Source organism: Agrobacterium sp. 22-214-1 (assembly GCF_053522465.1).
The window spans coordinates 174,705-198,307 of record NZ_JBNWCK010000002.1; the positions used below are offsets into that span (position 1 = coordinate 174,705).

Annotated in this window: 16 protein-coding genes and 2 tRNA genes; 14 read left to right on the top strand and 4 right to left on the bottom strand. The window is 60.2% G+C overall.

What is annotated here, in order from left to right; all coding sequences use genetic code 11:
• The first annotated feature begins 36 nt into the window (after nt 1-36).
• From glmM to ACQZ5G_RS10630, 8 genes are all read left to right on the top strand, one after another.
• Nucleotides 37-1,389, top strand: a complete 1,353-nt coding sequence (gene glmM, locus ACQZ5G_RS10595; RefSeq protein WP_003523248.1) for a phosphoglucosamine mutase — start codon at nt 37-39, stop codon at nt 1,387-1,389.
• A gap of 187 nt (nt 1,390-1,576) precedes the next feature.
• Nucleotides 1,577-2,425, top strand: a complete 849-nt coding sequence (locus ACQZ5G_RS10600) for an outer membrane protein (protein WP_304983789.1) — start codon at nt 1,577-1,579, stop codon at nt 2,423-2,425.
• Between the two features lie 212 nt (nt 2,426-2,637).
• Nucleotides 2,638-3,816, top strand: a complete 1,179-nt coding sequence (locus ACQZ5G_RS10605) for a phosphoserine transaminase (protein ID WP_127755577.1) — start codon at nt 2,638-2,640, stop codon at nt 3,814-3,816.
• Between the two features lie 83 nt (nt 3,817-3,899).
• Nucleotides 3,900-5,495: a phosphoglycerate dehydrogenase gene (gene serA, locus ACQZ5G_RS10610; RefSeq protein ID WP_065656472.1), complete on the top strand. Its 1,596-nt coding sequence runs from the start codon at nt 3,900-3,902 to the stop codon at nt 5,493-5,495.
• 224 nt (nt 5,496-5,719) lie between these two features.
• Nucleotides 5,720-6,808 carry a Tim44 domain-containing protein gene (locus ACQZ5G_RS10615; RefSeq protein WP_448737728.1) on the top strand — a complete coding sequence of 363 codons (1,089 nt, stop codon included), beginning with the start codon at nt 5,720-5,722 and terminating at the stop codon, nt 6,806-6,808.
• 473 nt (nt 6,809-7,281) lie between these two features.
• Nucleotides 7,282-8,472 carry an OpgC family protein gene (locus ACQZ5G_RS10620; RefSeq protein WP_448737727.1) on the top strand — a complete coding sequence of 397 codons (1,191 nt, stop codon included), beginning with the start codon at nt 7,282-7,284 and terminating at the stop codon, nt 8,470-8,472.
• Between the two features lie 206 nt (nt 8,473-8,678).
• Nucleotides 8,679-9,875 (top strand): tRNA 2-thiouridine(34) synthase MnmA, encoded by a 1,197-nt coding sequence (gene mnmA / locus ACQZ5G_RS10625; protein ID WP_080854270.1) that lies wholly within the window; start codon nt 8,679-8,681, stop codon nt 9,873-9,875.
• A 135-nt stretch (nt 9,876-10,010) separates the two neighbouring features.
• Nucleotides 10,011-10,087 (top strand) — tRNA-Met (locus ACQZ5G_RS10630).
• Between the two features lie 219 nt (nt 10,088-10,306).
• Here ACQZ5G_RS10630 and ACQZ5G_RS10635 read toward each other — a convergent pair.
• Both ACQZ5G_RS10635 and ACQZ5G_RS10640 read right to left on the bottom strand, forming a co-directional pair.
• Nucleotides 10,307-10,606, bottom strand: coding sequence for a hypothetical protein (locus ACQZ5G_RS10635; protein WP_448737726.1), 300 nt, complete (start codon nt 10,604-10,606; stop codon nt 10,307-10,309).
• A gap of 289 nt (nt 10,607-10,895) precedes the next feature.
• Nucleotides 10,896-10,970 (bottom strand) — tRNA-Gly (locus tag ACQZ5G_RS10640).
• 253 nt (nt 10,971-11,223) lie between these two features.
• Here ACQZ5G_RS10640 and ACQZ5G_RS10645 point away from each other — a divergent pair.
• The 6 genes from ACQZ5G_RS10645 to pbpC all read left to right on the top strand — a co-directional run bounded on the left by ACQZ5G_RS10645 (nt 11,224) and on the right by pbpC (nt 21,343).
• A complete protein-coding gene (locus ACQZ5G_RS10645) occupies nt 11,224-11,733 on the top strand; it encodes a prolyl-tRNA synthetase associated domain-containing protein (protein ID WP_269831120.1) in 510 nt (169 codons plus the stop codon).
• A gap of 54 nt (nt 11,734-11,787) precedes the next feature.
• Nucleotides 11,788-12,756 carry a thioredoxin gene (gene trxA / locus ACQZ5G_RS10650; protein WP_003523262.1) on the top strand — a complete coding sequence of 323 codons (969 nt, stop codon included), beginning with the start codon at nt 11,788-11,790 and terminating at the stop codon, nt 12,754-12,756.
• A gap of 69 nt (nt 12,757-12,825) precedes the next feature.
• On the top strand, nt 12,826-13,497 hold the full coding sequence (locus ACQZ5G_RS10655) for an LON peptidase substrate-binding domain-containing protein (protein ID WP_020808696.1): 672 nt from the start codon (nt 12,826-12,828) through the stop codon (nt 13,495-13,497).
• Between the two features lie 10 nt (nt 13,498-13,507).
• Entirely contained in the window at nt 13,508-13,696 is a 189-nt protein-coding gene (locus tag ACQZ5G_RS10660; protein ID WP_003523265.1) for a Trm112 family protein, read from the top strand.
• A 118-nt stretch (nt 13,697-13,814) separates the two neighbouring features.
• Nucleotides 13,815-19,271 (top strand): alpha-2-macroglobulin family protein, encoded by a 5,457-nt coding sequence (locus ACQZ5G_RS10665; RefSeq protein ID WP_448737725.1) that lies wholly within the window; start codon nt 13,815-13,817, stop codon nt 19,269-19,271.
• Entirely contained in the window at nt 19,268-21,343 is a 2,076-nt protein-coding gene (pbpC, locus tag ACQZ5G_RS10670; protein ID WP_448737724.1) for a penicillin-binding protein 1C, read from the top strand. Before ACQZ5G_RS10665 ends, pbpC begins: the two co-directional genes overlap by 4 nt.
• A gap of 139 nt (nt 21,344-21,482) precedes the next feature.
• Here pbpC and ACQZ5G_RS10675 read toward each other — a convergent pair whose 3' ends face one another.
• Together ACQZ5G_RS10675 and ACQZ5G_RS10680 are read right to left on the bottom strand one after the other, a co-directional pair.
• Nucleotides 21,483-21,779: a hypothetical protein gene (locus tag ACQZ5G_RS10675; protein ID WP_448737723.1), complete on the bottom strand. Its 297-nt coding sequence runs from the start codon at nt 21,777-21,779 to the stop codon at nt 21,483-21,485.
• 641 nt (nt 21,780-22,420) lie between these two features.
• Nucleotides 22,421-23,584 (bottom strand): M20 aminoacylase family protein, encoded by a 1,164-nt coding sequence (locus ACQZ5G_RS10680; RefSeq protein WP_448737722.1) that lies wholly within the window; start codon nt 23,582-23,584, stop codon nt 22,421-22,423.
• Nucleotides 23,585-23,603 lie beyond the last annotated feature (19 nt).

Genomic DNA, 23,603 nt, shown 5'->3' on the forward strand with positions numbered 1-23,603 from the left:
CTTATGCCGGAATGCTGGAAAAGATTTGGAGTTCAAATGGCACGCCGTTATTTCGGAACCGATGGTATCCGCGGACAATCGAACGTCTTCCCCATGACGCCTGATCTGGCGATGAGGGTGGGCATTGCCGTCGGGACGATCTTTCGCCGTGGCCATCATCGCCATCGTGTCGTCATCGGCAAGGATACGCGCCTTTCCGGCTATATGCTGGAGAACGCGCTGGTCGCCGGTTTCACGGCCGCCGGTCTCGACGTCTTCCTGCTCGGCCCCATTCCGACGCCCGCCGTCGCCATGCTGACCCGGTCTCTGCGCGCCGATATCGGTGTGATGATCTCGGCCTCGCACAATCCCTTCTCCGATAACGGCATCAAGCTTTTCGGACCGGATGGTTACAAGCTCTCCGATGAGCTGGAACTGGAGATCGAGGACCTTCTCGACAAGGATATCTATGCGCAGCTTGCCAAGCCGAGCGAGATCGGCCGCGCCAAGCGCGTGGATGGCGACATCTATCGTTATATCGAATTCGTCAAGCGCACCCTGCCGCGTGATGTGACGCTGAGCGGACTGCGGATCGCCATCGACTGCGCCAATGGCGCGGCTTACAAGGTGGCGCCCGCTGCGCTCTGGGAACTCGGCGCGGAAGTCGTCACCATCGGCAATGAGCCGAACGGCATCAATATCAATCTGGAATGCGGCTCCACCCACCCGGAAGCGCTGCAGAAGAAGGTGCATGAAGTACGGGCCGATATCGGCATCGCGCTCGATGGCGATGCGGATCGGGTCATCATCGTTGACGAGCGCGGCGAGATCGTCGATGGCGACCAGCTGATGGCCGTCATCGCCGATAGCTGGGCTGCCGACAACACACTGCGCGGCGGCGGTATCGTGGCGACTGTTATGTCGAATCTCGGTCTTGAACGCTTCCTGGGCGACAAGGGCCTCACCCTTGCCCGTACCAAAGTGGGCGACCGTTATGTCGTCGAACACATGCGTAACCACAATTTCAACGTTGGCGGCGAGCAGTCCGGCCATATCGTGCTGTCGGATTATGGCACGACGGGCGATGGTCTTGTCGCGGCCTTGCAGGTTCTCGCCAAGGTCAAGCGCTCCGGCCTCACGGTCAGCGAAGTCTGCCGCAAGTTCGAGCCGGTGCCGCAGCTTTTGAAGAATGTCCGTATTTCCGGCGGCAAGCCGCTGGAAAACCCTGTTGTGCAGCAGGCGATTGCGGATGCGGAAAGCGCATTGGCCAATAATGGCCGCCTCGTCATCCGCCCCTCGGGTACGGAGCCGCTGATCCGCGTCATGGCGGAAGGCGACGACAGCGCGAAGGTGGAGCAGATCGTCAACGATCTCGTCGGCGTCATCGCCAATGCCCGTTCGGCGGCGTGAACTTCCGCGACAGTAACGCCTGAAAAAGCCGGCTCTGCAGCCGGCTTTTTCTTTGAGTATTTCCTAATAAATATAGTGAATGATCGTGGTTAATCGGGACTTAACCATTTTACGTCAATCTCCATGACTGAACAGTTCACTGGCATCTGCTGCCGAAACCGCACGTGCCTCTTCTGGAGTGGAAGTCATGAAAAACGTCCTGGCCGGATTTCTGGCCGTCCTGCTGACCGGTACAAGCGCTATCGCTGCCGATCTTTATCAAGCCGAGCCCGCACCGGCCTATGTCGAGGCCCCCGAAGTCGAGATTACCCAGGCAAGCGGCTGGTATCTGCGCGGCGACGTCGGTTATTCCTTCAACAAGCTGCGCGGCGCCCATTATTATCAGGGCGGCCCCGGCGGCTATCTCGCGGATTTTGATACCGCGACGATCAAGGACAGCTATGTCATCGGTGCCGGTGTCGGTTATCAGTTCAACAATTATTTCCGCAGTGACGTGACCTTCGACTATATGGGTAAGTCGGATTTCCGCGGCTCGACGAGCGGCGGTTGCGGTGTTTCGCCCTCAGGTGGATGCGTCTCTACCGATCTTAGTTCGCTTAGAGCCTATACGCTCATGGCGAACGCCTATGTCGATCTTGGCACCTATGGCCGCGTCACGCCTTATGTTGGCGGTGGTATCGGCGGCTCCTACGTCAAGTGGGACAAGCTGCGCAATACCTCGTGCAGCACCAACGGTCTCGGTTGCGACCCGACCACCGAACATGGCGGCAAGGGTAAGTGGCGCTTCGCCTACGCACTGATGGCTGGTGCCTCCATCGATATTACCTGTAATTTGAAGGCTGATGTCGGCTACCGTTTCCGTCATATCAACAAGGGTGATATGTTTGGATACGAAAACAATGGCGGTCCGGGCCGTGACAAGGGCCTTTATTCGCATGAAGTGCGCGTCGGCGGCCGTTATGTCTTCAACGGCTGCGATACCGCACAATACATGCCGCCCGCCGATATTCCGCTGCAGCCTGCCGTTTATAAATAAACGTCACGCCCAGCTGGTAGTTTCAGACCGTCCGCATCCTTCAGGTGCGGGCGGTTTTGTTTTACCGGCATCTGACACGGGGCATGACGCATATGGACCAAAATTCTTCTGCGTAGCGACATATTCCGCTTGACTGGGATCGGCGAGAGGAATAGCAACGGCGTCAGGACACTCCACCCTAACGTGGAGCGCCTATCTGGAAGGGTAGTCAAATGACAGATATCGTGAAGCCGGACGTCCGTCCGGGCAATACGCATTTTTCCTCTGGTCCCTGCTCGAAGCGTCCCGGTTGGTCGCTAGATGCTCTCTCTGATGCGCCGCTCGGTCGCTCGCATCGCGCCAAGGTTGGCAAAGCCAAGCTGAAGCAGGCCATCGATCTCACTCGTGAAGTTCTGAACGTTCCTGCCGATTATCGCATCGGTATCGTTCCCGCATCCGACACCGGCGCCGTTGAAATGGCGCTCTGGTCGCTGCTCGGTGAACGCGGCGTCGATATGCTCGCCTGGGAAAGCTTCGGCGCTGGTTGGGTCACCGATGTCGTCAAGCAGCTGAAGCTGAAGGACGTCCGCAAATTCGAGGCCGATTACGGCCTGCTGCCGAACCTTGCCGAAGTCGATTTCGACCGCGACGTGGTTTTCACCTGGAACGGCACCACCTCTGGCGTTCGCGTTCCCAATGCCGATTTCATCCCGGCTGACCGCAAGGGTCTGACCATCTGCGACGCCACTTCGGCGGCCTTCGCACAGGACATGGATTTTACGAAACTCGACGTCGTCACCTTCTCCTGGCAGAAGGTTCTGGGCGGCGAGGGCGGCCATGGCGTCATCATTCTTTCGCCCCGCGCTGTCGAGCGTCTGCTGAGCTACGCGCCGGCATGGCCGCTGCCGAAAATCTTCCGCATGGTTTCCGGCGGCAAGCTGATCGAAGGCATCTTCACCGGCGAAACCATCAACACGCCGTCCATGCTCTGCGTTGAAGATTATATCGACGCGCTGCTGTGGGCGAAGAATCTCGGTGGCCTCAAGGCGTTGATCGGCCGTGCCGATGCCAATGCCAAGGTCATTTACGACTTCATCGAAAAGAACGATTGGATCGCCAACCTGGCCGTCAAGCCGGAAACCCGCTCCAACACCTCCGTCTGCCTGAAGATCGTCGATCCCGAGGTGCAGGCGCTGGATGCCGCCGCACAGGCCGATTTCGCCAAGGGCGTTGTCTCCCTGCTCGAAAAGGAAAATGTCGCCCTCGATATCGGCGCTTACCGCGACGCCCCGTCCGGCCTGCGCATCTGGGCTGGCGCGACCATCGAGACGGCGGATATGGAAGCCGTCATGCCCTGGCTCGCCTGGGCCTACCAGACGCAGAAGGCAGCACTTTCCAAGGCTGCCGCCTGATTTTGATACCGGCCCTGCGCTGATGCAGGGCCGCATATTCCCCGCTTTCAAAACTGCACCGTTTTTCAAGGAGCCCGTGAACCATGGCACCTCGCGTACTCGTATCCGACGAACTGTCGGAAACCGCCGTCCAGATCTTCCGCGATCGTGGCGTCGAAGTCGATTTCCAGCCGAAGCTCGGCAAGGACAAGGATAAGCTTGCCGAAATCATCGGTAACTACGATGGTCTCGCTATCCGCTCCGCCACCAAGGCAACCGAAAAGCTGATCGAGGCTGCGACCAACCTCAAGGTCATCGGCCGCGCCGGCATCGGCGTCGACAATGTCGATATTCCGGCAGCCTCGCGCCGCGGTATCATCGTCATGAACACGCCCTTCGGCAACTCCATCACCACAGCCGAACATGCGATTGCGCTGATGTTCGCCGTCGCCCGCCAGCTTCCGGCAGCCGACAGCTCCACGCAGGCCGGCAAGTGGGAAAAGTCGAAATTCATGGGTGTCGAAATCACCGGCAAGACGCTGGGCGTCATCGGTGCGGGTAACATCGGTTCCATCGTGTGCTCGCGTGCACTTGGTCTCAAGATGCATGTTCTGGCCTATGACCCCTTCCTCTCGCCGGAGCGCGCGCAGGAAATGGGCGTCACCAAGGTTGAGCTGGACGAGCTGCTGGCGCAGGCCGACTTTATCACCCTGCATGTTCCGATGACCGACAAGACGCGCGGCATCCTCAACGCTGAAAACCTTGCCAAGACCAAGAAGGGCGTTCGTATCGTCAACTGCGCTCGTGGTGGTCTTGTGGATGAAGCAGCCCTTGCCGAAGCCATTAAGTCCGGCCATGTCGCCGGTGCCGGTTTTGACGTGTTCGAAGTCGAGCCCGCCACCGAGAGCCCGCTTTTCGGCCTTCCGAACGTCGTCTGCACACCGCATCTCGGTGCTTCGACCACGGAAGCGCAGGAAAACGTCGCCCTTCAGGTTGCCGAGCAGATGTCGGATTACCTCGTCAAGGGTGCGGTTTCCAACGCCATCAACATGCCGTCGATCACGGCGGAAGAAGCACCGCGCCTGAAGCCTTTCATCCGTCTGGCGGATGTTCTCGGCTCCTTCGTCGGTCAGGTGCAGGAAAGCGCCACCAAGGAAATCGAAATCCTTTATGACGGCGCAACCGCCAGCATGAACACCAAGGCATTGACCAGCGCCCTGCTGGCCGGCCTTATTCGTAGCCAGGTTGCGGATGTGAACATGGTTTCCGCCCCTGTCATGATCAAGGAAAAAGGCATCATCCTTTCCGAAGTCAAGCGCGACAAGACCGGCGTTTACGACGGTTACATCAAGCTGACGGTCAAGACGGAAAACCAGATCCGCTCGGTCGCCGGCACGGTGTTCTCGGATGGCAAGCCGCGCTTCATCCAGATCAAGAACATCAACATGGATGCCGATGTCGGATCGCACATGATCTACATCACCAACACCGACGTTCCCGGCATGATCGGCTTCATGGGCACCACGCTTGGCGAGGCTGGCGTCAACATCGCCAACTTCCAGCTCGGCCGTGAAAAGGAAGGCGGCGACGCCATCGCGCTGCTCTATGTTGACGGCCCGGTTTCCGAAGCCGTGCTGGACAAGCTGCGCGCCAACCCGGCGATCCGCCAGGTCAAGCCGCTGACCTTCAACGTCGACTGATCTTATCGTTCCTCCCAAGGGGACAATAAGGCCCGGCGCAGGGGAAACCCTGTGCCGGGTTTTTCGTTTTTCCAGTGTCTGTTTTGTCGCAAAATACGGGCGACTATCGCATTGGTTGCATATCACAAAAAATTTAAGCCAAGTGCTCTAAAAATGATGATCATGAGTTGCTATATCGCCTGCTGACATGCCGCTCATGGGAGGGCGGCCAACAGGAGAAAACGATGTTTGCTGCCTTTCGGCGCTTCAAGGGTTTGTTCGCAGTCGCCGCGCTCGGTATCGCGGTGTCTTTCGTGGCGGTTGATATGGCAGAAGCGCGTCGCGCCAGCGGCGGTTTCGGCAGCCGGGGCACGCGGACCTATTCCGCTCCGCCTTCCACCAGCACGGCACCCGGCCAGACCGCGCCGATCAACCGCAGCATGACCCCCAATACCAATCAGGCAGCACCGAGCGCTGCTCAGCCGGCCCGTCCCGGTGCGCAGGCGCCGCAGCAAAATCGCGGCCTGTTCGGCGGCATGATGGGTGGTTTGATGGGCGGCCTGTTGATGGGCGGTCTGTTCGGCATGCTGCTGGGTGGCGGTTTTGGTGGCATGGCCGGTTTCTTCGGCATGCTGTTGCAGGTGGCGCTGATCGGTCTTCTGGTCATGCTCGCCATGCGTTTCTTCGCCTCGCGCCGTCAGGGCCAGCCCGCTTATGGCTCGGCCGGCGGGTCGCAGCGCACGGATCATTCCGGTTCCTCCTATAATGGCGGTTCGCAGGCGGGTTCTGCCGCTTCCTCGTTCAAAATTCCGAAGATCGGCGCGCTGGCCGGCGCTGCGGGCGGTGTGGCCGCCACTGCCGCAACGGCAAAGCCTGCGCCTCATGCCCCCGCGCCCCATGCCAATGCCATGTCGGAAGGCGATGAAATCGGCATTACCCAGGGCGATCTCGAAACTTTCCAGAAAATGCTGGAAGACGTTCAGGCCGCCTATGCCGCCGAGGATTACGGCACATTGCGCAAGCTGACGACGCCGGAAGCCATGTCTTACCTCGCAGAAGAACTGAGCGACAACGCCACCAGCGGCGTGAAAAACGACGTGCGCGATGTGACGCTGCTACAGGGCGACGTTGCCGAAGCATGGCACGAAGAGGGCCAGGACTATGCAACGGTGGCGATGCGCTACTCCGCCATCGACGTGATGCGCGACCGCACCTCCGGCAAGGTGATCGAAGGCGACGAGCACCAGCCTTCTGAAGCGGTGGAAATGTGGACCTTCGTTCGTCGCCCCGGAAACGACAACTGGCAGGTAGCCGCTATTCAGGCCGCTGCCTGACGAATCGGAACGTGTTTAACAGATAAAGGCCCGGCGGTTGGCGACCGCCGGGCCTTTGTTCGTCTCGCTTCCAGAGGGCATGGTCACGCCGACGCTCGCTCAGCCAAAGGGACAGCAAGATGCGGTCAAAAAAACGACTGATAAATCTAACGGGTGATATCTCCCCCGCTCATCGGCGGTGAATTCCGCTTCGCCCTGCTATGCAAGGCTTTGAGCCCTGCTTGCCGCGACATGTTGCCCGCGCATGGCTCATCCGCTTCACGGAATTGCCTTTTTTCATTCATCCGGCATTCAGTCCCTGCATCCTAACCAGAACGCATACACGTCAATGTGACTTTTCGCGCCGGTTCTAAACCGCTTTGGAAAGGGAACCTCAGGCGCAAAACAGCGTTGACAATCCAATCCCCGGCCCCTCCCAAGTCGGGCTGGGTGGCCGGGCAATGCAGGCCCTGCGAGAACGGAGAGCTATCGAGATGAAACGCTTTGACCTGATCGACGGGATGCGCGGTTACTTCCTCGTCTTCATGCTGATCAACCATCTGGTGTTTGCCGGCGGCTTCTGGCTGGTGGAAATCAATCACCGGCAGTTTGCCTTTGTCGAGGACGCGCAGGGCTTCGTGTTCCTGTCCGGCCTGCTGATCGGCATGGTCTATGCGCGCAAGATGATGAAATACGGCTATGATGCCGGCAAGCAGATGATCTGGAACAGGGCGCTGGAGCTTTATCGTTACGCGATGGGTCTTGTCATCGCCGTGCTGTTCTTCCGCATGGTCATCCCGCATGCACCCTATATCTGGTACAACTGGCTTGGCATGACGACGTTCGACGATCCGCTGAGGTTGGCGGCGATTGCGACATTCCTGTTCCAGCCGACCTTCATGGATATTCTGCCGCAATATATCGTCTACATGATCTTTGCACCGGTGCTGGTGAAGCTCTGCCTTGATGGCAAGTGGGCCTATGTCATGGCCGGCTCCCTGCTGGTATGGATGGCCGGTCAGCTTGGCCTGCAGCAGATCGTGACGACCCCGCTCAACGAACTCGTGAAGGGTGCGGACGAGCAGGGCATTCGCGTCAGCTTCAATCTGCTCGGCTGGCAGCTCGTATTCTATTCGGCGCTCGTGATGGGCGCGATGACGGCGCAGAACCGCATTCCGTGGAAGGCGATCTTCTCGCCTGAGCATACGTGGCTGCCGAAAGCGGCGTTCGTCATCTGCCTGTTCTTCATGCCGCTGCGCATCGCCACAGCCTGGGGCCTGATGCCGGAATTCATGATGGGCAAATTCTCCACCATGGAAATCCGTGCCGATTTCGGCCTGGTCTATCTCATGAACTTCCTCGCTGTCGGCGTCGGCCTGACCTGGCTGGTGATCGCAGGTCCGAAGCACCACCGTCCGCTCGTGCGTTCCATCGCCGAAGGCGTCATCTGGGTGCTGTCGTTGAAGTTCCTGCAATTGCTCGGCCGCCATTCGCTGCAGGTCTATGTCTGGCACGTGGCCATCGTTTATGGCGTCTATTATCTGGACGGCCGCACGGCGGAACTGTCTCAGCTCAACAAGACGCTGATCGCCTTCACGGCTATCGGGTTGCTGGCCCTGCCAGCCCTGTGGCGGGAGCGCGACAAGTGGTTCGGCAGCAGTGGCCAGAAGACGGCCGGCGCCTGACGGCCGGTTCAAGCCCGAATCTGACGGCTTTGCGGGGCGGTTTTCCGCCCCGTACTTGCGTGCGCGGCCATTCCTTTCTATATGCAGCCCTTAAATCCGCAGGATAGCGAGACACGATGGCCCCTTTGATGGCCAGGTTTCTCGCGGCGGATGACCGACAGGCGGCGGGGCCTTTACCCCCGTTATGACTGACGATGGGAAAAAACGTGAATACGCTCGATTTTGACAAGAGGCCGGAAGATACCCGGATCGTTGTCGCCATGTCCGGTGGCGTCGATTCTTCGGTGGTGGCCGGTATCCTCAAGCGCGAGGGTTATGATGTCCTCGGCATTACCCTCCAGCTCTATGACCACGGTGCTGCCGTGCATCGCGCCGGCTCCTGTTGCGCGGGGCAGGATATAGACGATGCGCGCCGGGTCTGCGAAACGCTCGGCATTCCCCACTATGTGCTGGATTACGAAGCGCGGTTCCGCGAAACCGTCATCAACCCCTTTGCCGAAGCCTATGCGATGGGCGAAACGCCGATCCCCTGCGTGGCCTGCAACCAGACGGTAAAATTCGCCGATCTGCTAGCCACCGCGCAGGAACTGGGCGCCGATGCGCTGGCGACCGGCCATTACATTCGTTCGCGTCCTAATCCCGTTTCCGGTCAGCCGGGGCGGCGTGCGCTCTATCGGCCGATCGACAGTGACCGTGACCAGAGCTGGTTCCTGTTCGCCACGACGCAGGAACAGATCGATTATCTGCGCTTTCCGCTCGGCGGCCTCTCCAAGGCCGAGACGCGCGCTCTGGCGGAAGATATGGGGCTGGTCGTCGCCAAGAAGGCCGACAGCCAGGACATCTGTTTCGTGCCGCAGGGCAAATATACCGATATCATCAACAAGCTGAAGCCGAATGCGGCATTGGCGGGCGATATCGTCCATCTCGACGGGCGCGTGCTCGGCCGCCACGATGGTATCGTGCATTATACGATCGGCCAGCGCCGCGGCATTGGTGTCGCGACCGGGGAGCCGCTTTATGTCGTGCATCTCGATGCGCGGGGCCGCCGGGTCATCGTTGGCCCGCGCGAAGCGCTGGAAACCCGCCGGGTCTATCTGCGTGACATGAACTGGCTGGGCGACGGCGAGTTGGCGAACGATGCCGGGCAGGGCTTTGCCTGTTTCGCCAAGGTGCGCTCCACCCGCCCGCCGACGGAAGCGATGCTGCATGCGGACGAAAACGGTATCTATGTGGACCTGATGACCGGGGAAGCCGGTGTCGCTCCCGGTCAGGCCTGCGTGCTTTATTCCGCGCCGGGGGCCGATGCCCGTGTTTACGGCGGCGGTTTCATCGAACGGTCGGAACGCTCGGCGGAAGCCGAGGCGTCGCTGAAGGCGCTTCTGGAAAAGCCGGTTGCCGCCTGAAACCATTCGCTTTTTGCAGCGATGCGGAAAGCGAATTTTTTGCGCATCTTGCGCTTGACACTTTGGGGAGCGGCACCTTATAAGCCGCTCATCCTGATGGAACGGCCGGTCACATGACTGTCACGTTTCCCCTGTGGCGGGGTAGCTCAGGTGGTTAGAGCAGCGGAATCATAATCCGCGTGTCGGGGGTTCAAGTCCCTCTCCCGCTACCACTTTCCTTCATACGAAAAATCCAGATCGCACCATTCTGCGCCCATGTTTCATTGCTTTTCCGAGCCGGAGAAACGATGGATTCGATGGTGCCTGCCGGTAAGTTATGCCCAAAAAAAGGGAAACCCGCTTACTGCCAAAATGCAGCCAGCGGGTCTCAACCTCTACCCCCTCCCACAAGGGCGGCTGCACAAAAGCACATTGAATGAATTATGGCAAGATCAAGGCGACCATATTGTTGCTGTTGATGGCCCTGTTCGCCAGTTTAGTGGCGGATGGCAGAGCGTGACCTGTTCCGTGTGCCGTTCGTAAGGGGAGCGATAGGAGACGATATTTTCGGTGCAGCGCATTTCTGCGGGATTGGAATGGGTATTTTCGATCCGCTGCGGTTGATGATGTGTTTTGTGCGGTAAAACCCGTTCCTCACGATAAACCGTCATATCGGCGGCAGGCGATGTGCCGGGTATCGACAAGGTGGCGAATGCGGCAATCAAGAGAATTCTTCCAGGATGCGCGGACATGGCTCTTCCCCGCGTTGAACAACGCAGGAGAACGTGCTTTGCACATAAGCTGTTCCAGCGACACCGGCAAAAAAATGCCCGCTCATGGCGGGCAATCAGAGGGGAACTGAGGTTAGGAGCCTCGGGTCTGAAACGGACATCTTCCGGATAAGTTCCGCTTGCGGAATAATTTCCGTCGCGACTTGTCCACAGGGGGCTGCGCAGGCCGAGTCTCAAGCCGCACGACACGGAACAATGCGACGCGCGCGAACGGCGATACTTTGATGATGATTTTATCTTTAGGGAAATTTGGAGCGGGCGAAGGGATTTGAACCCTCGACCCCAACCTTGGCAAGGTTGTGCTCTACCCCTGAGCTACACCCGCTCAAATCCACCGGTCCGGGGTAGTTCGCTGAACCGTGGGCCGCCAAGCGGCGACGGGCGCTATATCGCTCAATCGATTTTGGAATGCAACAGGGAAATGACAAAAACGCGAAAATTTCTTTGAGAAATGCGACAAGCGGCGGAAATGATTGAGAATTTTTCATCCCGCCGTTTTTTCCTGCGTTGCCAAGCGTCGGTTGCCCCCTTAATCAGGAAACAAGCATAGTGGAATCGGCAGAGGCAGGCGGCAGAATATGGCGGAAAATTCCCAGAAGACGGCATCGGAGCTGTTCGAGTTTCTCGACGGACTCGGCATTTCCCATACAACGAAGCAGCATGAACCGGTGTTTACCGTCGCCGAATCCCAGTCGCTGCGCGACCTCATTCCCGGCGGCCATACAAAGAACCTCTTTGTAAAGGACAAGAAGGATCAGTATTTCGTTCTGACCGTTGAGGAAAATGCGGTCGTCGATCTGAAAAGCGTTCACAAGACCATCGGCGCGGCAAGCCGCGTGTCCTTTGGCAGACCGGAAAAGATGCTTGAATATCTGGGCGTCGTGCCGGGCTCGGTGACGGTGTTCGGAGCCATCAACGACACCGACAGGCAGGTCACCTTCGTGCTCGACAGCGGGCTTCTGGAAAACGAGCTGGTCAATGGCCATCCGCTTTCCAACGACCAGACGACAACGATCGCGTCCACGGATCTCATTCGCTTTCTCGAGGCAACCGGACATGCGCCGCTTGTCTTGAAAGTCAGCGAGTGAGATACGATCTTTGCTTCAAATAAGACAGATGACAGAAGTTTACGGGAGACCGGCATGAGCGGCGAAAATAATCCTTACGGCGGTTCCTATAGCGGGCAGATGACCGCAAGCGCCCATCATAATGGCGAGCTGAACGGTGCGGCCTCCGGCCACATCAAGGACACCACGACGGCGGGTTTCTCCAGGGACGTTCTTGAGGAATCGCGCCGCCAGCCGGTTCTGGTGGATTTCTGGGCGCCCTGGTGCGGCCCGTGCAAGCAGTTGACGCCGGTGCTCGAGAAGGTCATCAACGAGGCGAATGGCCGCGTGAAGCTCGTGAAGCTGAATATTGACGACCACCCGTCGATTCCCGGCCAGCTCGGTATCCAGTCCATTCCGGCAATCGTCGCCTTTGCCGACGGCCGGCCGGTGGATGGCTTCATGGGTGCCGTGCCGGAAAGCCAGATCAAGCAGTTCATCGAGAAGATCGCCGGGCCTGATGCGGGCGATCCCAAGGCCGAGATCGAGGCTGTTCTGACGGAGGCGAAGCAGCTTCTGGCGGATGGCGATTTCAACGGCGCGGCGCAGCTTTTCGGCGCCGTCATGCAGGCCGATCCGGAAAATCCTGCAGCGATTGCCGGTATTGCCGAATGCATGATCGCCGCCGGCCAATATGAGCGGGCAAGCGAACTGCTCTCTTCGCTGCCTGCGGAACTTAACGAGGATGCGGGCATTCAGCTCGTTTCGAAAAAGATCGCGCAATATGAGGAAGCCCGCAAGATCGGCGACCCGGTGGCGCTGGAGCGCGAGCTTGCGCTCGATCCCGATCGTCACGAGGCGCGGGTGAAGCTTGCCAAGGTGCTGAATGCTCAAGGGCGGCGCGACGAGGCTGCGGATCATCTGCTCTACATCATGCGCAAGGACCGGACCTTCGACGATGACGGCGCGCGCCGCCAGCTTCTGGAGTTTTTCGAGGCCTGGGGCTTCAAGGACCCGGCAACCGTTGCAGGCCGCAGGAAGCTTTCGGCGATACTGTTTTCGTAATGCGGGCATATCCCGGCCGTGGCGGTTGATCCGCCGGCCGGGCAGCAGTGAACAGGGGGCTTGATTCCCATGCATGTCGGAAATGCAAGATATGTGAAGAACGACGATCTGCCGGAAACCGTGCCGGTCTTTCCATTGCCGGGTGCGCTGCTTCTACCGGAAGGCCATCTTCCACTCAATATTTTCGAGCCTCGATATCTCGCCATGATCGACTGGGCATTGGCCGGCCATCGCATCATCGGCATGGTGCAGCCCGCGCTGCATGTCATCGAGGCGGGGCTTGAGGGCGGTCCGCTGAGCGCAGTCGGCTGCCTCGGCCGCATAACGTCCTTTTCCGAAACCGGCGATGGCCGTTATATCATTTCGCTGACCGGCGTGTGCCGCTTCCGCCTGCTGGAAGAGGTGGAGGCGGGCAAACCCTATCGCAGCTTCCGGCATGCGCCCTTCATCGCCGATCTTTCCGGCGAATATGACGAGGATGCGGTGGACCGCGAAAACCTGCTCCGGGTATTCCGCTCGTTTCTGGATGCCAACCAGCTGGAAGCGGATTGGGAAAGCGTGGAAAGGGCGGGCAATCGCGTCCTCGTCAATTCGCTTTCCATGATGTCTCCCTTCGGGCCGGCTGAAAAACAGGCGCTGCTGGAAGCGCCGGACCTGAAGACGCGGGCCGAAACATTGATCGCCATCACCGAGATCGTTCTTGCCCAGGGATCGGGCGAGAGCGGCAACGTGCTGCAATAGGATCGCCGTCATGGACGACAGGATGAGCAATGTCGATCCCAAGCTGCTGGAGCTTCTGGTCTGCCCTTTGACGAAAGGGCGCCTTGCCTATGACCGCGCCCGCAATGAACTCATCTCCGAAAGCGCGAGGCTCGCTTATCCGATCCGCGATGGCGTGCCGATCATGCTGATTTCGGAAGCCCGCAAAATAGAAGACTAAGCTTCCCGCTTGCCCGCCTTCACACATTGCGTGTCGCGAATTGACGAAGATGCGTTGACAACCATGCGTGGATTTGACCAGAGTCCCGCCCGACATGTCTGTTGCGGGGAGAAAACTGATGTCGTTGCGCGCGCTCGTCCGGATTTCGCTGGTTGCGGTCTCAACCGCCCTGTTTTTTCCGCCAGCCATGGCGGCGGAGCCCTCCCGCAAGGTCGTTACGACCCAAAATGGCGATTATTTCGGCTTCGATCTCAGGACGGAGCAAAATGTCTCGCTGGAACAATGCGGCGAGATTTGCATCGGCGATACCGCCTGCAAGGCCTTTACCTACAATCCCAAGGTGAAATGGTGCTTCCTCAAATCGGATTTCAATCAGCTGAACGCCTTCCCCGGCGCGGTTGCCGGCAAGATCGTGGAAGTGGCCGCGGAAGCCGATATCGGCGCGCCGCAGCGCCTGTCCTTCGTGACCGACAGCCTGCAACAGGAAGCGCGCCGGCTGAAATCCGGCCTTGCGGCAAATGAGGGTGAGGGCGAACAGGGCCTAGAAGCCCTCGTGGAAACGGCGCGCCAGCAGGCAGCCGCCGGCAATATTCCCGATGCGGTCACGACCTATAAACACGCCCTTGCGATCACACCTGACGATGGCGCGCTCTGGGCGGAATTGTCGGAAAAGGCCGCGCAGGTCACCGATAATTATTCGATAGCGGGACAGGCCGCTTCCGCTGCCATCAATGCCTACCAGCTGAGCCGCACGGTCAGCGCCCGCACCGAGGCCCTGAACCGGCTGGCGAAGGCCTTCGAAAGAACCCAGAATTATCGCGCGGCACTCAATGCCTATAAGGAAAGCCTTGCGCTTACCGACAATGCACAGACCAAGGCGGCCTATGCCGATCTGCGCACACGGCAGGGTTTTCGTGTCATCAACAATACCGTGGATACGGATAGCGTCAGCCCGCGCGCCTGCGTGCAGTTTTCCGAGCCGCTGGTGAAGAACGGCGTCGATTATTCCTCCTTCATCACGCTTGATGGGGCAGCGCCCAAGGCTATCGAGGCGAAGGGCAGCGAGATTTGCGTGGAAGGCCTGACTCACGGCCAGCGTTACAAGATCGCGTTTCGCGCCGGCCTGCCGTCTTCGGTGGAAGAGCCTCTGGAAAAGCAGGTCGATCTCGATATCTATGTGCGTGACCGCGCCGCCAGCGTGCGCTTCACCGGCGAGAATTTCGTGCTGCCGGGCACGGCGCGCCGCGGCATTCCAATCGTCTCTGTCAATGCCGACAAGGCCGACCTGAAGCTTTATCGCGTCGGCGACCGCAACATCACCTCGCTTCTTTCAAACTCGCAGTTTCTGACGCAGATGGATGGCTATAACGCCGACCGTATCGAAAACGAAATTGGCGAGCTTGTCTGGCAGGGCTCGATCGATATCCAGCCCGATCTCAACAAGGATGTGGTGACGAGCTTCCCGGTGGACGAGGCCCTGCCGGAGCGCAAGCCCGGCATCTATGTGCTGACCGCCGTACCGCCGGGCACCGCGCCGGAAACCTGGGATTCGCGCGCCACGCAATGGTTCCTGGTTTCCGATACCGGCATCACCACCTATGCCGGAACCGATGGTCTGAATGTCTTTGTCCGTGCACTTGGCAGCGCCAAGCCGCTGGCAGATGTGGATTTGCAGCTGCTCGCCAAGAATAATGAGGTGCTGGGCACCGCGAAGACGGATGCGGACGGCCGCGCGGTGTTCTCGGCCGGCCTGATGCGCGGCACGGCGGCGCAGGCGCCTGCTATCCTGACGGCGCGCAACGGCGACAAAGATTACGTTTTCCTCGACATGACCCGCGCCGGCTTCGATCTTTCGGATCGCGGCGTGACGGGCCGTGCAGCCCCCGGCGCCATCGACGTGTTCAGCTGGACCGAGCGCGGCATCTACCGCGCCGGCGAGACCGTGCATGCCGCAGCCCTTGCCCGCGATGTCGACGGCAAGGCAATCGAGGATCTGCCGCTCACCTTCATCTTCTCGCGCCCGGATGGTGTCGAGGACCGGCGTTTCGTCAGCGACGGCAAGGCGCTGGGCGGCCATGCGGTCGATCTGCCGTTGCAGGCAAATGCGATGCGCGGCACCTGGACATTGCGCATCCATACCGATCCTAAAACGCCTGCGATCAGCGAAAAGAGCTTCCTCGTCGATGATTTCGTGCCTGACCGCACCGAGTTCGATCTTTCCAGCAAGGCAAAACAGATCGACCCCGGCGCGGAAACGGCAATCGACGTCGATGGCCGTTATCTCTATGGCGCGCCCGCTGCCGGCCTGACGCTGGAAGGCGAGGTCGCGATCAAGCCGACGCGCACCAGTGCCGATTTCGAAGGTTATTTCTTCGGTCTGGCCGATGAGGAGAGCGAAGAGGAAAACCGCACCACGCTTGCCGATCTGCCGGTTCTGGACGAAGAGGGCAAGGCGAGCTTCAATGTCGATCTGACCGACCTGCCATCCACAACGCAGCTTCTTTCCGCCAACATTACCGTGCGCATGCAGGAGGCCGGCGGCCGCGCCGTGGAGCGCTCGCTGACGCTGCCCATCAAGGCTGAAGCGCCGGTCATCGGTATCAAACCTCAATTTTCCGGCGATCTCGCCCAGAATTCCGTTGGCCGTTTCCACATCATCGGTGTCAGTGCCGACGGTGCCAAACAGGCGATGAGCGGCCTCAACTGGAAGCTCATCAAGGTCGAGCGGAACTATCAATGGTATCGTCAGGGCAATTCCTGGCGTTACGAACCGGTGGAATATACCAAGCAGCAGGAAGCCGGCAGCTTGTCCGTCGATGCCAATGGCGGCGAGATTTCCGTGCCCGTCACCTGGGGTCGCTATCGGCTGGAAGTGGAGGGCGCCGGCAATGGCGCGCCGGTTTCCAACGTTGAGTTCGATGCCGGTTTTTATGTCGAGGCAAGCTCGACGGAAACGCCGGATGCGCTGGAAATCGCTCTCGACAAGCAGAGCTACAAGATCGGCGATACGGCCAAACTCAAGGTTTCGTCGCGTTTTGCCGGCGAGTTGATGGTGACTTCCGGTTCGGAAAAGCTGATTGCCGTGCAGAATGCCGAGATCGGCGAGGATGGCGGCGAGATCGATATTCCCGTCACCGAGGAATGGGGTGCGGGCGCTTATGTGACAGCCACGCTGTTCCGTCCCGGCGATGCGCAGGAAAGCCGTATGCCGATGCGCGCCATCGGCATCAAATGGCTCGCCGTCGATCCGGCCGAGCGCAAACTTGCCGTCACGCTCGGCGCGCCGCAGAAGACGCTGCCGCGTCAGCCGCTTGAAATTCCGATCACCGTTGCGGGCGCTGGCGTCGGCGAAAAGGCCTATGCCATCGTTGCGGCCGTCGATGTCGGCATATTGAACCTTACCCGCTACGAACCGCCAAAGCCGGATGAATGGTATTTCGGCCAGCGCCGGCTGGGGCTGGAAATCCGCGACCTTTATGGCCGCCTGATCGACGGTTCGCTCGGCGCCACCGGCCGACTGCGCACCGGCGGCGACGGCGGGCAGGCAGCCCTTCAGGGCAGCCCGCCCACGGAAAAGCTGGTGGCCTTCTTTGCCGGTCCGGTCGAACTCGACGCAGACGGCAAGGCGACGGTCAGCTTCGATATTCCGCAGTTCAACGGCACGGCCCGCATCATGGCGGTGGCCTGGACGAAGACAGGCGTGGGACATGCCGTCTCCGACGCCATCGTTCGCGATCCTGTCGTCGTCACGGCCAGCGCGCCGAAATTTCTCGCACCCGGCGATGTCTCGCAATTGCGGCTCGATATCGCCAATACCGATGGCGAGGCCGGTGACTACCGGCTGGATGTGACCAGCAACACGGCCCTGACCGTCGATCAGGGCGAGATGTCGCAAACTCTCGCGCTTCAGAAAGGCGGCAAGTCTTCGCTGACGGTCCCGCTGACGGGCGAACAGCCCGGCAATGGCGCGATTACCATCAAGGTTTCCAATGCCGCCGGTCTTTCACTGGAGCAGGTTCTGAACGTTCCGGTACGTCCGGCCGTTCTGCCCGTCACAACGCGGCGCGAAATCAAGATTGCGCCGAACAGCAGTCTGACGATCAACGGCGATCTTCTGGCCGACAGCATGCTTCTCGGCTCTTCCGTCGCGGTCAATGTCACGCGCTCGCCCGCCTTCGATATTCCGGCGCTGGTGATGATGCTGGACAAATATCCCTACGGCTGCGCCGAACAGACGACGAGCCGCGCTTTGCCGCTGCTTTACGTTTCGGAACTGACGAAGGATAGCGGTCTTGCAGAAGACCCCGACACCCGCCGGCGGGTGCAGGAGGCGATCTACCGCGTGCTGTCCTTCCAGTCGAGTTCCGGCAGCTTCGGCCTCTGGTCGCCGGGTTATGGCGATCTGTGGCTCGATGCCTATATCAGCGACTTCCTGACCCGCGCCCGCGAGCAGAATTACGATGTGCCCGAAGCCGCCATGGTGCAGGCGCTGAACAACCTGCAAAACGGTCTTTCCTATGACAGCAATGTCAAGGATCGCGGCAACGAGATCGCCTATTCGCTTTATGTGCTGGCGCGCAACCGCAAGGCGGCGATCAACGATCTGCGTTATTACGCGGATACGGCGCTTGCCGATTTCCCGACGCCGCTCGCCAAGGCGCAGGTTGCCGCCGCCCTCTCGCTTTATGGCGATCAGGCCCGTTCTAAGGCCGTGTTCGGCGCTTCGCTCGACATGGCAAGCCGCACCACCAATGTCAGCTTCTCGCGCGCGGATTATGGCTCCGCCCTGCGTGACGGCGCGGCGACGCTGGCGCTTGCGGCGGAAAGCCGGCCGGTTCCGGCCGTCGTGCCGCAGCTTGCGGGTGCGGTGGCCAAGGAATGGGAAAAGAAGCCCTATACCAGCACCCAGGAACAGGCATGGATGCTGCTTGCCGCCCGCGCCGTCAAAGGCGAGGACAAGGATATCCGTCTCGATGTGAACGGCGATCTGCAGACCGGCGGCTTCGGCAAGCGGATGAGCGGCGATGAATTGCTGGCCGCACCCTTGAAGATCGCCAATGCCTCGGCCGATCCGGTCACGGCCGTCGTCACCACGGTGGCGCCGCCGGCGCAGCCGCTTGCCGCAGGCGGCGAAGGCTTCACCATCACCCGCACCTATTATTCCATGGATGGCGAGGAGGTGAACCCGAGCGAGGTGGTCCAAAACGAACGTTATGTCGTGGTGCTGAATGTGGTGCCGCAAAATAACTGGCAGTCGCGCATTCTGGTGACGGACCTGTTGCCCTCCGGTTTCGAAATCGACAATCCGAGCCTCGTCAATTCGGCGGAGCTTTCGAATTTCGACTGGCTGCCGGAAACGGAAGCGGCGCATACGGAATTCCGCTACGACCGTTTCGTGGCGGCTTTCGACCGCTCGGCCGGCGACAGTTCGGAAATTGCGCTTGCCTATGTGGTCCGCGCCGTCACCCCCGGCACCTACGATCATCCGGCAGCTTCGGTTGAGGATATGTACCGGCCGCAATTTGCCGCCCGCACGGCAACCGGCCGCATGGAGGTGCGCTCGGCAAACCCATGAGGCGACGTAAGGCGATCATTGTCGGCATCATGACGGCCGCGTTGCTTATGGGCGGCGCGGCCTTCGGTCTTGATGCGCTGGACAAGGCCTATCCGCCGCCGCTGGACGCCGCGCAGCAACGATCCTTCGAGGTTCTGGATCGTGACGGCAAGCTTTTGCGCGCTTTTGCGACACCCGATGGCCGCTGGCGGCTGAAAACCTCGGCAGCCGAAGTCGACCCACAGTTCCTGCGCATGCTGGTGGCCTATGAAGACCAGCGTTTCTATGAGCATCACGGGGTCGATCCCTGGGCGCTTTTGCGCTCCGCCTGGCAATTGGCCAGCAACGGCCGGATCGTTTCCGGCGCATCGACGCTTTCCATGCAGGTGGCGCGGCTGATCGAGCCGCGCGCCGACCGGTCTTTTTCGGCGAAATTCCTGCAGACCGCGCGTGCGATCCAGATCGAGAGACGGCTCAGCAAGGCGGAAATCCTCGATCTCTATCTGAATATTGCGCCCTATGGCGGCAATCTCGAAGGCATTCGCGCCGCAAGCCTCGCCTGGTTCGGCAAGGAACCGGGCCGGCTCGATACGGCGGAGGCGGCCCTTTTGGTGGCGCTGCCGCAATTGCCGGAAAAGCGACGTCCGGATCGTTTTCCGGAGGCGGCGAAGCAGGCGCGCGAGCGGGTGCTGCAACGGCTTGCCGTGGAACGCGTGGTGGGTGAAGGGGAGGCGGAACGATCGGCTCTTGCGGATATGCCCGCCAACCGGCGGGACCTGCCGGCCTATGCGCCGCATATGGCCGTCGCCGCAAGAGTGAAATTCCCGAATACTGCCGAAGTGCGCTCCACGCTGAAGTTGCCGATCCAGCGGGAGCTGGAGGGTGTCGCCCGCCATGCGGCGGAAAAGCTCGGCGACAGGGTCTCCGTCGCCATCGTCATGGCTGATGCGCAGAGTGGCGATATTCTGGCGGAAGTGGGCTCGGCGGATTATCTCGATACGGCGCGCCGTGGTTTCGTGGAGATGAGCCGGGCCGTTCGCTCGCCGGGCTCCACCCTCAAGCCATTCATCTACGGCCTTGCCTTCGAAGACGGTCTTGTCGGGCAGGAAACCATCATCGAGGATCGTCCGGCCGACTTTTCCGGTTACAGGCCGCGCAATTTCGACATGCATTATCAGGGCGATGTCAGCATCCGGCAGGCGCTGCAACTGTCGCTCAACGTGCCTGCCGTCAAGCTGCTCGATGCGATCAGCCCCTCGGCGCTGATGGTGCGGTTCCGGCGGGTGGGCGTCAAACTCGTGCTTCCCGCCAATGAAGCGCCGGGGCTTGCCATCGCCCTTGGCGGCGCGGGTATTTCGCTGGTCGATCTGGTGCAGCTTTATGCGGGGCTTGCTGGCGGCGATCCCGTGCGGCTTGGAGACGGCGTCCGCGCCGCCCCGGAACGGCTGGAGGGGGACCGGTTATTCTCCGATGCCGCTATCTGGAATATCTCCGATATCCTCTCCGGCGTGCTGCCGCCGCTCGGCATGAAACAGCGCGGCATCGCCTACAAGACCGGCACCAGCTATGGCTATCGCGATGCCTGGTCGGTGGGTTATGACGGGCGGCATGTGGTCGGCGTCTGGGTTGGCCGGGCCGATAATGGCGCGGTACCGGGCATTGCCGGTTATGCGACGGCCGCCGCGATCCTGTTCGAGGCTTTCGAAAAATCCGGCGTGGCGATCACGCCGATGCCGGCCGCACCTTCCGGTGTCGCGCGGGTCGCGGTCAATGACCTTCCCGCCAACCAGCGGCGTTTCACCACGACGGCCAGCGGCCTGCTTTCTGCTTCAAGACGTGAAAGCGCCCCGCGCATCGTTTACCCGCCGGAAGGCGCGCGCGTGGAGCTTTCCGGCCAGTCGGGCATCTCGCCGCTGGTACTGAAGCTGCAGGGCGGGCGGGCACCCTTCCGCTGGCTCGCCAATGGTTTGCCTTTGCCGAACGCTTCCCATCGCCGCAACAGCGAATGGCGGCCGGAAGGCCAGGGATTTTCCACACTGACGGTCATCGACGCCGACGGCCGCGCCTCGAGCGTGCGGGTTTTCGTCGAATAGCAGGGATGTCCAACTGCACGAGGGGTTGCTCCGGGCTTGCGCCTCGAGCGTCTCGTCAGTTCTTTTTCGCTGTCTTGCCAAAGATATGCAGCAAGCAATTGTACAAGAGTGACGGCGAAGATGATGTGCCTAAGCTCTATTACGCCACATCGAGTGAATGGCGGTGGATCCGCTCCTGAAGCGAAGCCACAACGGCTTGTAGAAATTCCCGGCGCCTGGGATTGGTCGTTGCCGTCAGTGTCACCTGTAGCCGGCTTGTGATGTTGTTCAGAAAGCCAACGTGATTAAAACTATCGGCAGCGATATTGACCTCCACCTCGTCCATGTAATGCGCCAGATACGGCTCCAATACGAGATTTGCATCCGTCTGGTAGCAGGCAGCCATCTGTTCTCCAAGCGTGGACATCTGCACATATGGACCATATTCGTCGATCATCAAATCTCCTTCCTCTAGCGCAACTAATTTTGACAGGCGCTTCATCATCACAGATAGGAAATAGGAAGCAATTGCCCGCTTTCAACGCTCCCTTTTGAAGCTTTGAATTCTCCGTGTTCGTGAAGGATGTCGCCGAGACTCCGGTCGAAGTAGAGACCTGCCAAACGGCTGTCGGCTGCGCTGGGCCGCGCTCAAACCATAGCATTGTTTTTGCTGGGTTTTGCAGGAGAAATGGCGTCCACGAGAGGATTCGAACCTCCGACCCCAGGATTCATACCGCTTCGGCTTTCGCCGCCGTCCCGCCATTTGCCGGCAAGACGTTCGTGGTCTGGACTGTCCCTTCACCATGGGCCTTGCGGCCTTTAGGTGCTGCCCATCCAGTCTCTACACCTTCACCGGATTTCTCCGGAGCTTGGCTCGGGATTGGCATGCTGGAAGACCAGCGAAGCTTTCCCCGACTTTGAGCAGATCGATTGCGTCGTTTCCGGGCGCAACCCCCAATTTGTCTTAGGAATCCTGTGCTCTATCCTGCTGAGCTACGTGGACACTGAATTGCTCTTTAACCTGACGATGCCTGCGGATCAACCGCGTTCTTCATCGCGGTCGATCTCTTCCTCGGCTTTCTTCGCGTCAGTCGGCAATCAGCTCGTCAGGCGCTGTTCGGCCAGTTTCACCCAGTAGGAAATGCCGTAAGCGATGGCCTCGTCGTTGAAATCATAGCCCGGATTGTGAAGCCCGGCCGAATCGCCGTTGCCGATGAAGATGAAGCAGCCCGGCCTTTCCTTCAGCATGAAGGAGAAATCCTCTCCCGCCATGGAAGGATCGACATCGGGATCGACATTCGGTTCGCCTGCCACATCGCGGGCCACGCGGATGGCGTGGTCGGTCTCGGCGGCGTGGTTGAAGGTTACCGGGCAATAACGTTCATAGACGACTTCCGCTTCCGCGCCGTTGGCAAGGGCAATGCCTTCCGCCATCTGCTTGATGCGATCCTGCGCCAGATCGCGCACCGTTTCATCGAGGCTGCGCACCGTGCCGGCGATCAGTGCCTCGTTTGGAATGATGTTGTGGCTGGAACCGGCCTGAAAGCGGGTGACGGAGACGACCACCGAACGGATCGGATCGGCATTGCGTGAGGCGATCATCTGCAGGTTGCCGACGATCTGCGCGCCGATGGTGATCGGGTCGACGGTGCGGTGCGGCTGTGCCGCGTGGCCGCCACGGCCCTTGACGGTGATGGAGAACTTGTCCGGTGCCGCCATGATGCCGCCCTTGCGGATGGCGAAGGCGCCAAGCGGAATGCCCGGCATGTTGTGCATGCCATAGACCTCGTTAATGCCGAAACGCTCCATAAGGCCATCCTCGACCATGGCGAGCGCGCCGGCGCCGCCTTCCTCCGCCGGCTGGAAGATGACGGCGATGGAGCCGGCGAAATTGCGGGTCTCGGTAAGATATTTGGCCGCGCCAAGCAGCATGGCCGTGTGGCCGTCATGGCCGCAGGCATGCATGGCGCCCGCGGTTTTGGAGGCCCAGGGCTTGCCGGTTTCCTCTAAAATTGGGAGAGCGTCCATATCCGCGCGAAAGCCGATGGTGCGATTGCCCGGAAGATTGCCCCTGATGATGCCGACCACACCCGTGCGGCCGAGACCGGTCACGATTTCGTCAACGCCGAAAGATCTCAGCTTCTCCGCAACGAAGGCCGCGGTGTTGTCGACATCATATAAAATCTCGGGATTTTCATGCAGGTGACGCCGCCATTCGCTGACTTCCTGCTGGAGTTCGGCGGCTCTGTTCAAAATCGGCATTCGTTCATTCCTGGGTTCA

Coding starts and splice junctions, on each gene's coding strand:
- glmM (WP_003523248.1), top strand. CDS start 37: ATGGCACGCCGTTATTTCGGAACCGATGGTATCCGCGGACAATCGAAC.
- ACQZ5G_RS10600 (WP_304983789.1), top strand. CDS start 1,577: ATGAAAAACGTCCTGGCCGGATTTCTGGCCGTCCTGCTGACCGGTACA.
- ACQZ5G_RS10605 (WP_127755577.1), top strand. CDS start 2,638: ATGACAGATATCGTGAAGCCGGACGTCCGTCCGGGCAATACGCATTTT.
- serA (WP_065656472.1), top strand. CDS start 3,900: ATGGCACCTCGCGTACTCGTATCCGACGAACTGTCGGAAACCGCCGTC.
- ACQZ5G_RS10615 (WP_448737728.1), top strand. CDS start 5,720: ATGTTTGCTGCCTTTCGGCGCTTCAAGGGTTTGTTCGCAGTCGCCGCG.
- ACQZ5G_RS10620 (WP_448737727.1), top strand. CDS start 7,282: ATGAAACGCTTTGACCTGATCGACGGGATGCGCGGTTACTTCCTCGTC.
- ACQZ5G_RS10635 (WP_448737726.1), bottom strand. CDS start 10,606: ATGTCCGCGCATCCTGGAAGAATTCTCTTGATTGCCGCATTCGCCACC.
- ACQZ5G_RS10645 (WP_269831120.1), top strand. CDS start 11,224: ATGGCGGAAAATTCCCAGAAGACGGCATCGGAGCTGTTCGAGTTTCTC.
- trxA (WP_003523262.1), top strand. CDS start 11,788: ATGAGCGGCGAAAATAATCCTTACGGCGGTTCCTATAGCGGGCAGATG.
- ACQZ5G_RS10655 (WP_020808696.1), top strand. CDS start 12,826: ATGCATGTCGGAAATGCAAGATATGTGAAGAACGACGATCTGCCGGAA.
- ACQZ5G_RS10660 (WP_003523265.1), top strand. CDS start 13,508: ATGGACGACAGGATGAGCAATGTCGATCCCAAGCTGCTGGAGCTTCTG.
- ACQZ5G_RS10665 (WP_448737725.1), top strand. CDS start 13,815: ATGTCGTTGCGCGCGCTCGTCCGGATTTCGCTGGTTGCGGTCTCAACC.
- pbpC (WP_448737724.1), top strand. CDS start 19,268: ATGAGGCGACGTAAGGCGATCATTGTCGGCATCATGACGGCCGCGTTG.
- ACQZ5G_RS10675 (WP_448737723.1), bottom strand. CDS start 21,779: ATGATCGACGAATATGGTCCATATGTGCAGATGTCCACGCTTGGAGAA.
- ACQZ5G_RS10680 (WP_448737722.1), bottom strand. CDS start 23,584: ATGCCGATTTTGAACAGAGCCGCCGAACTCCAGCAGGAAGTCAGCGAA.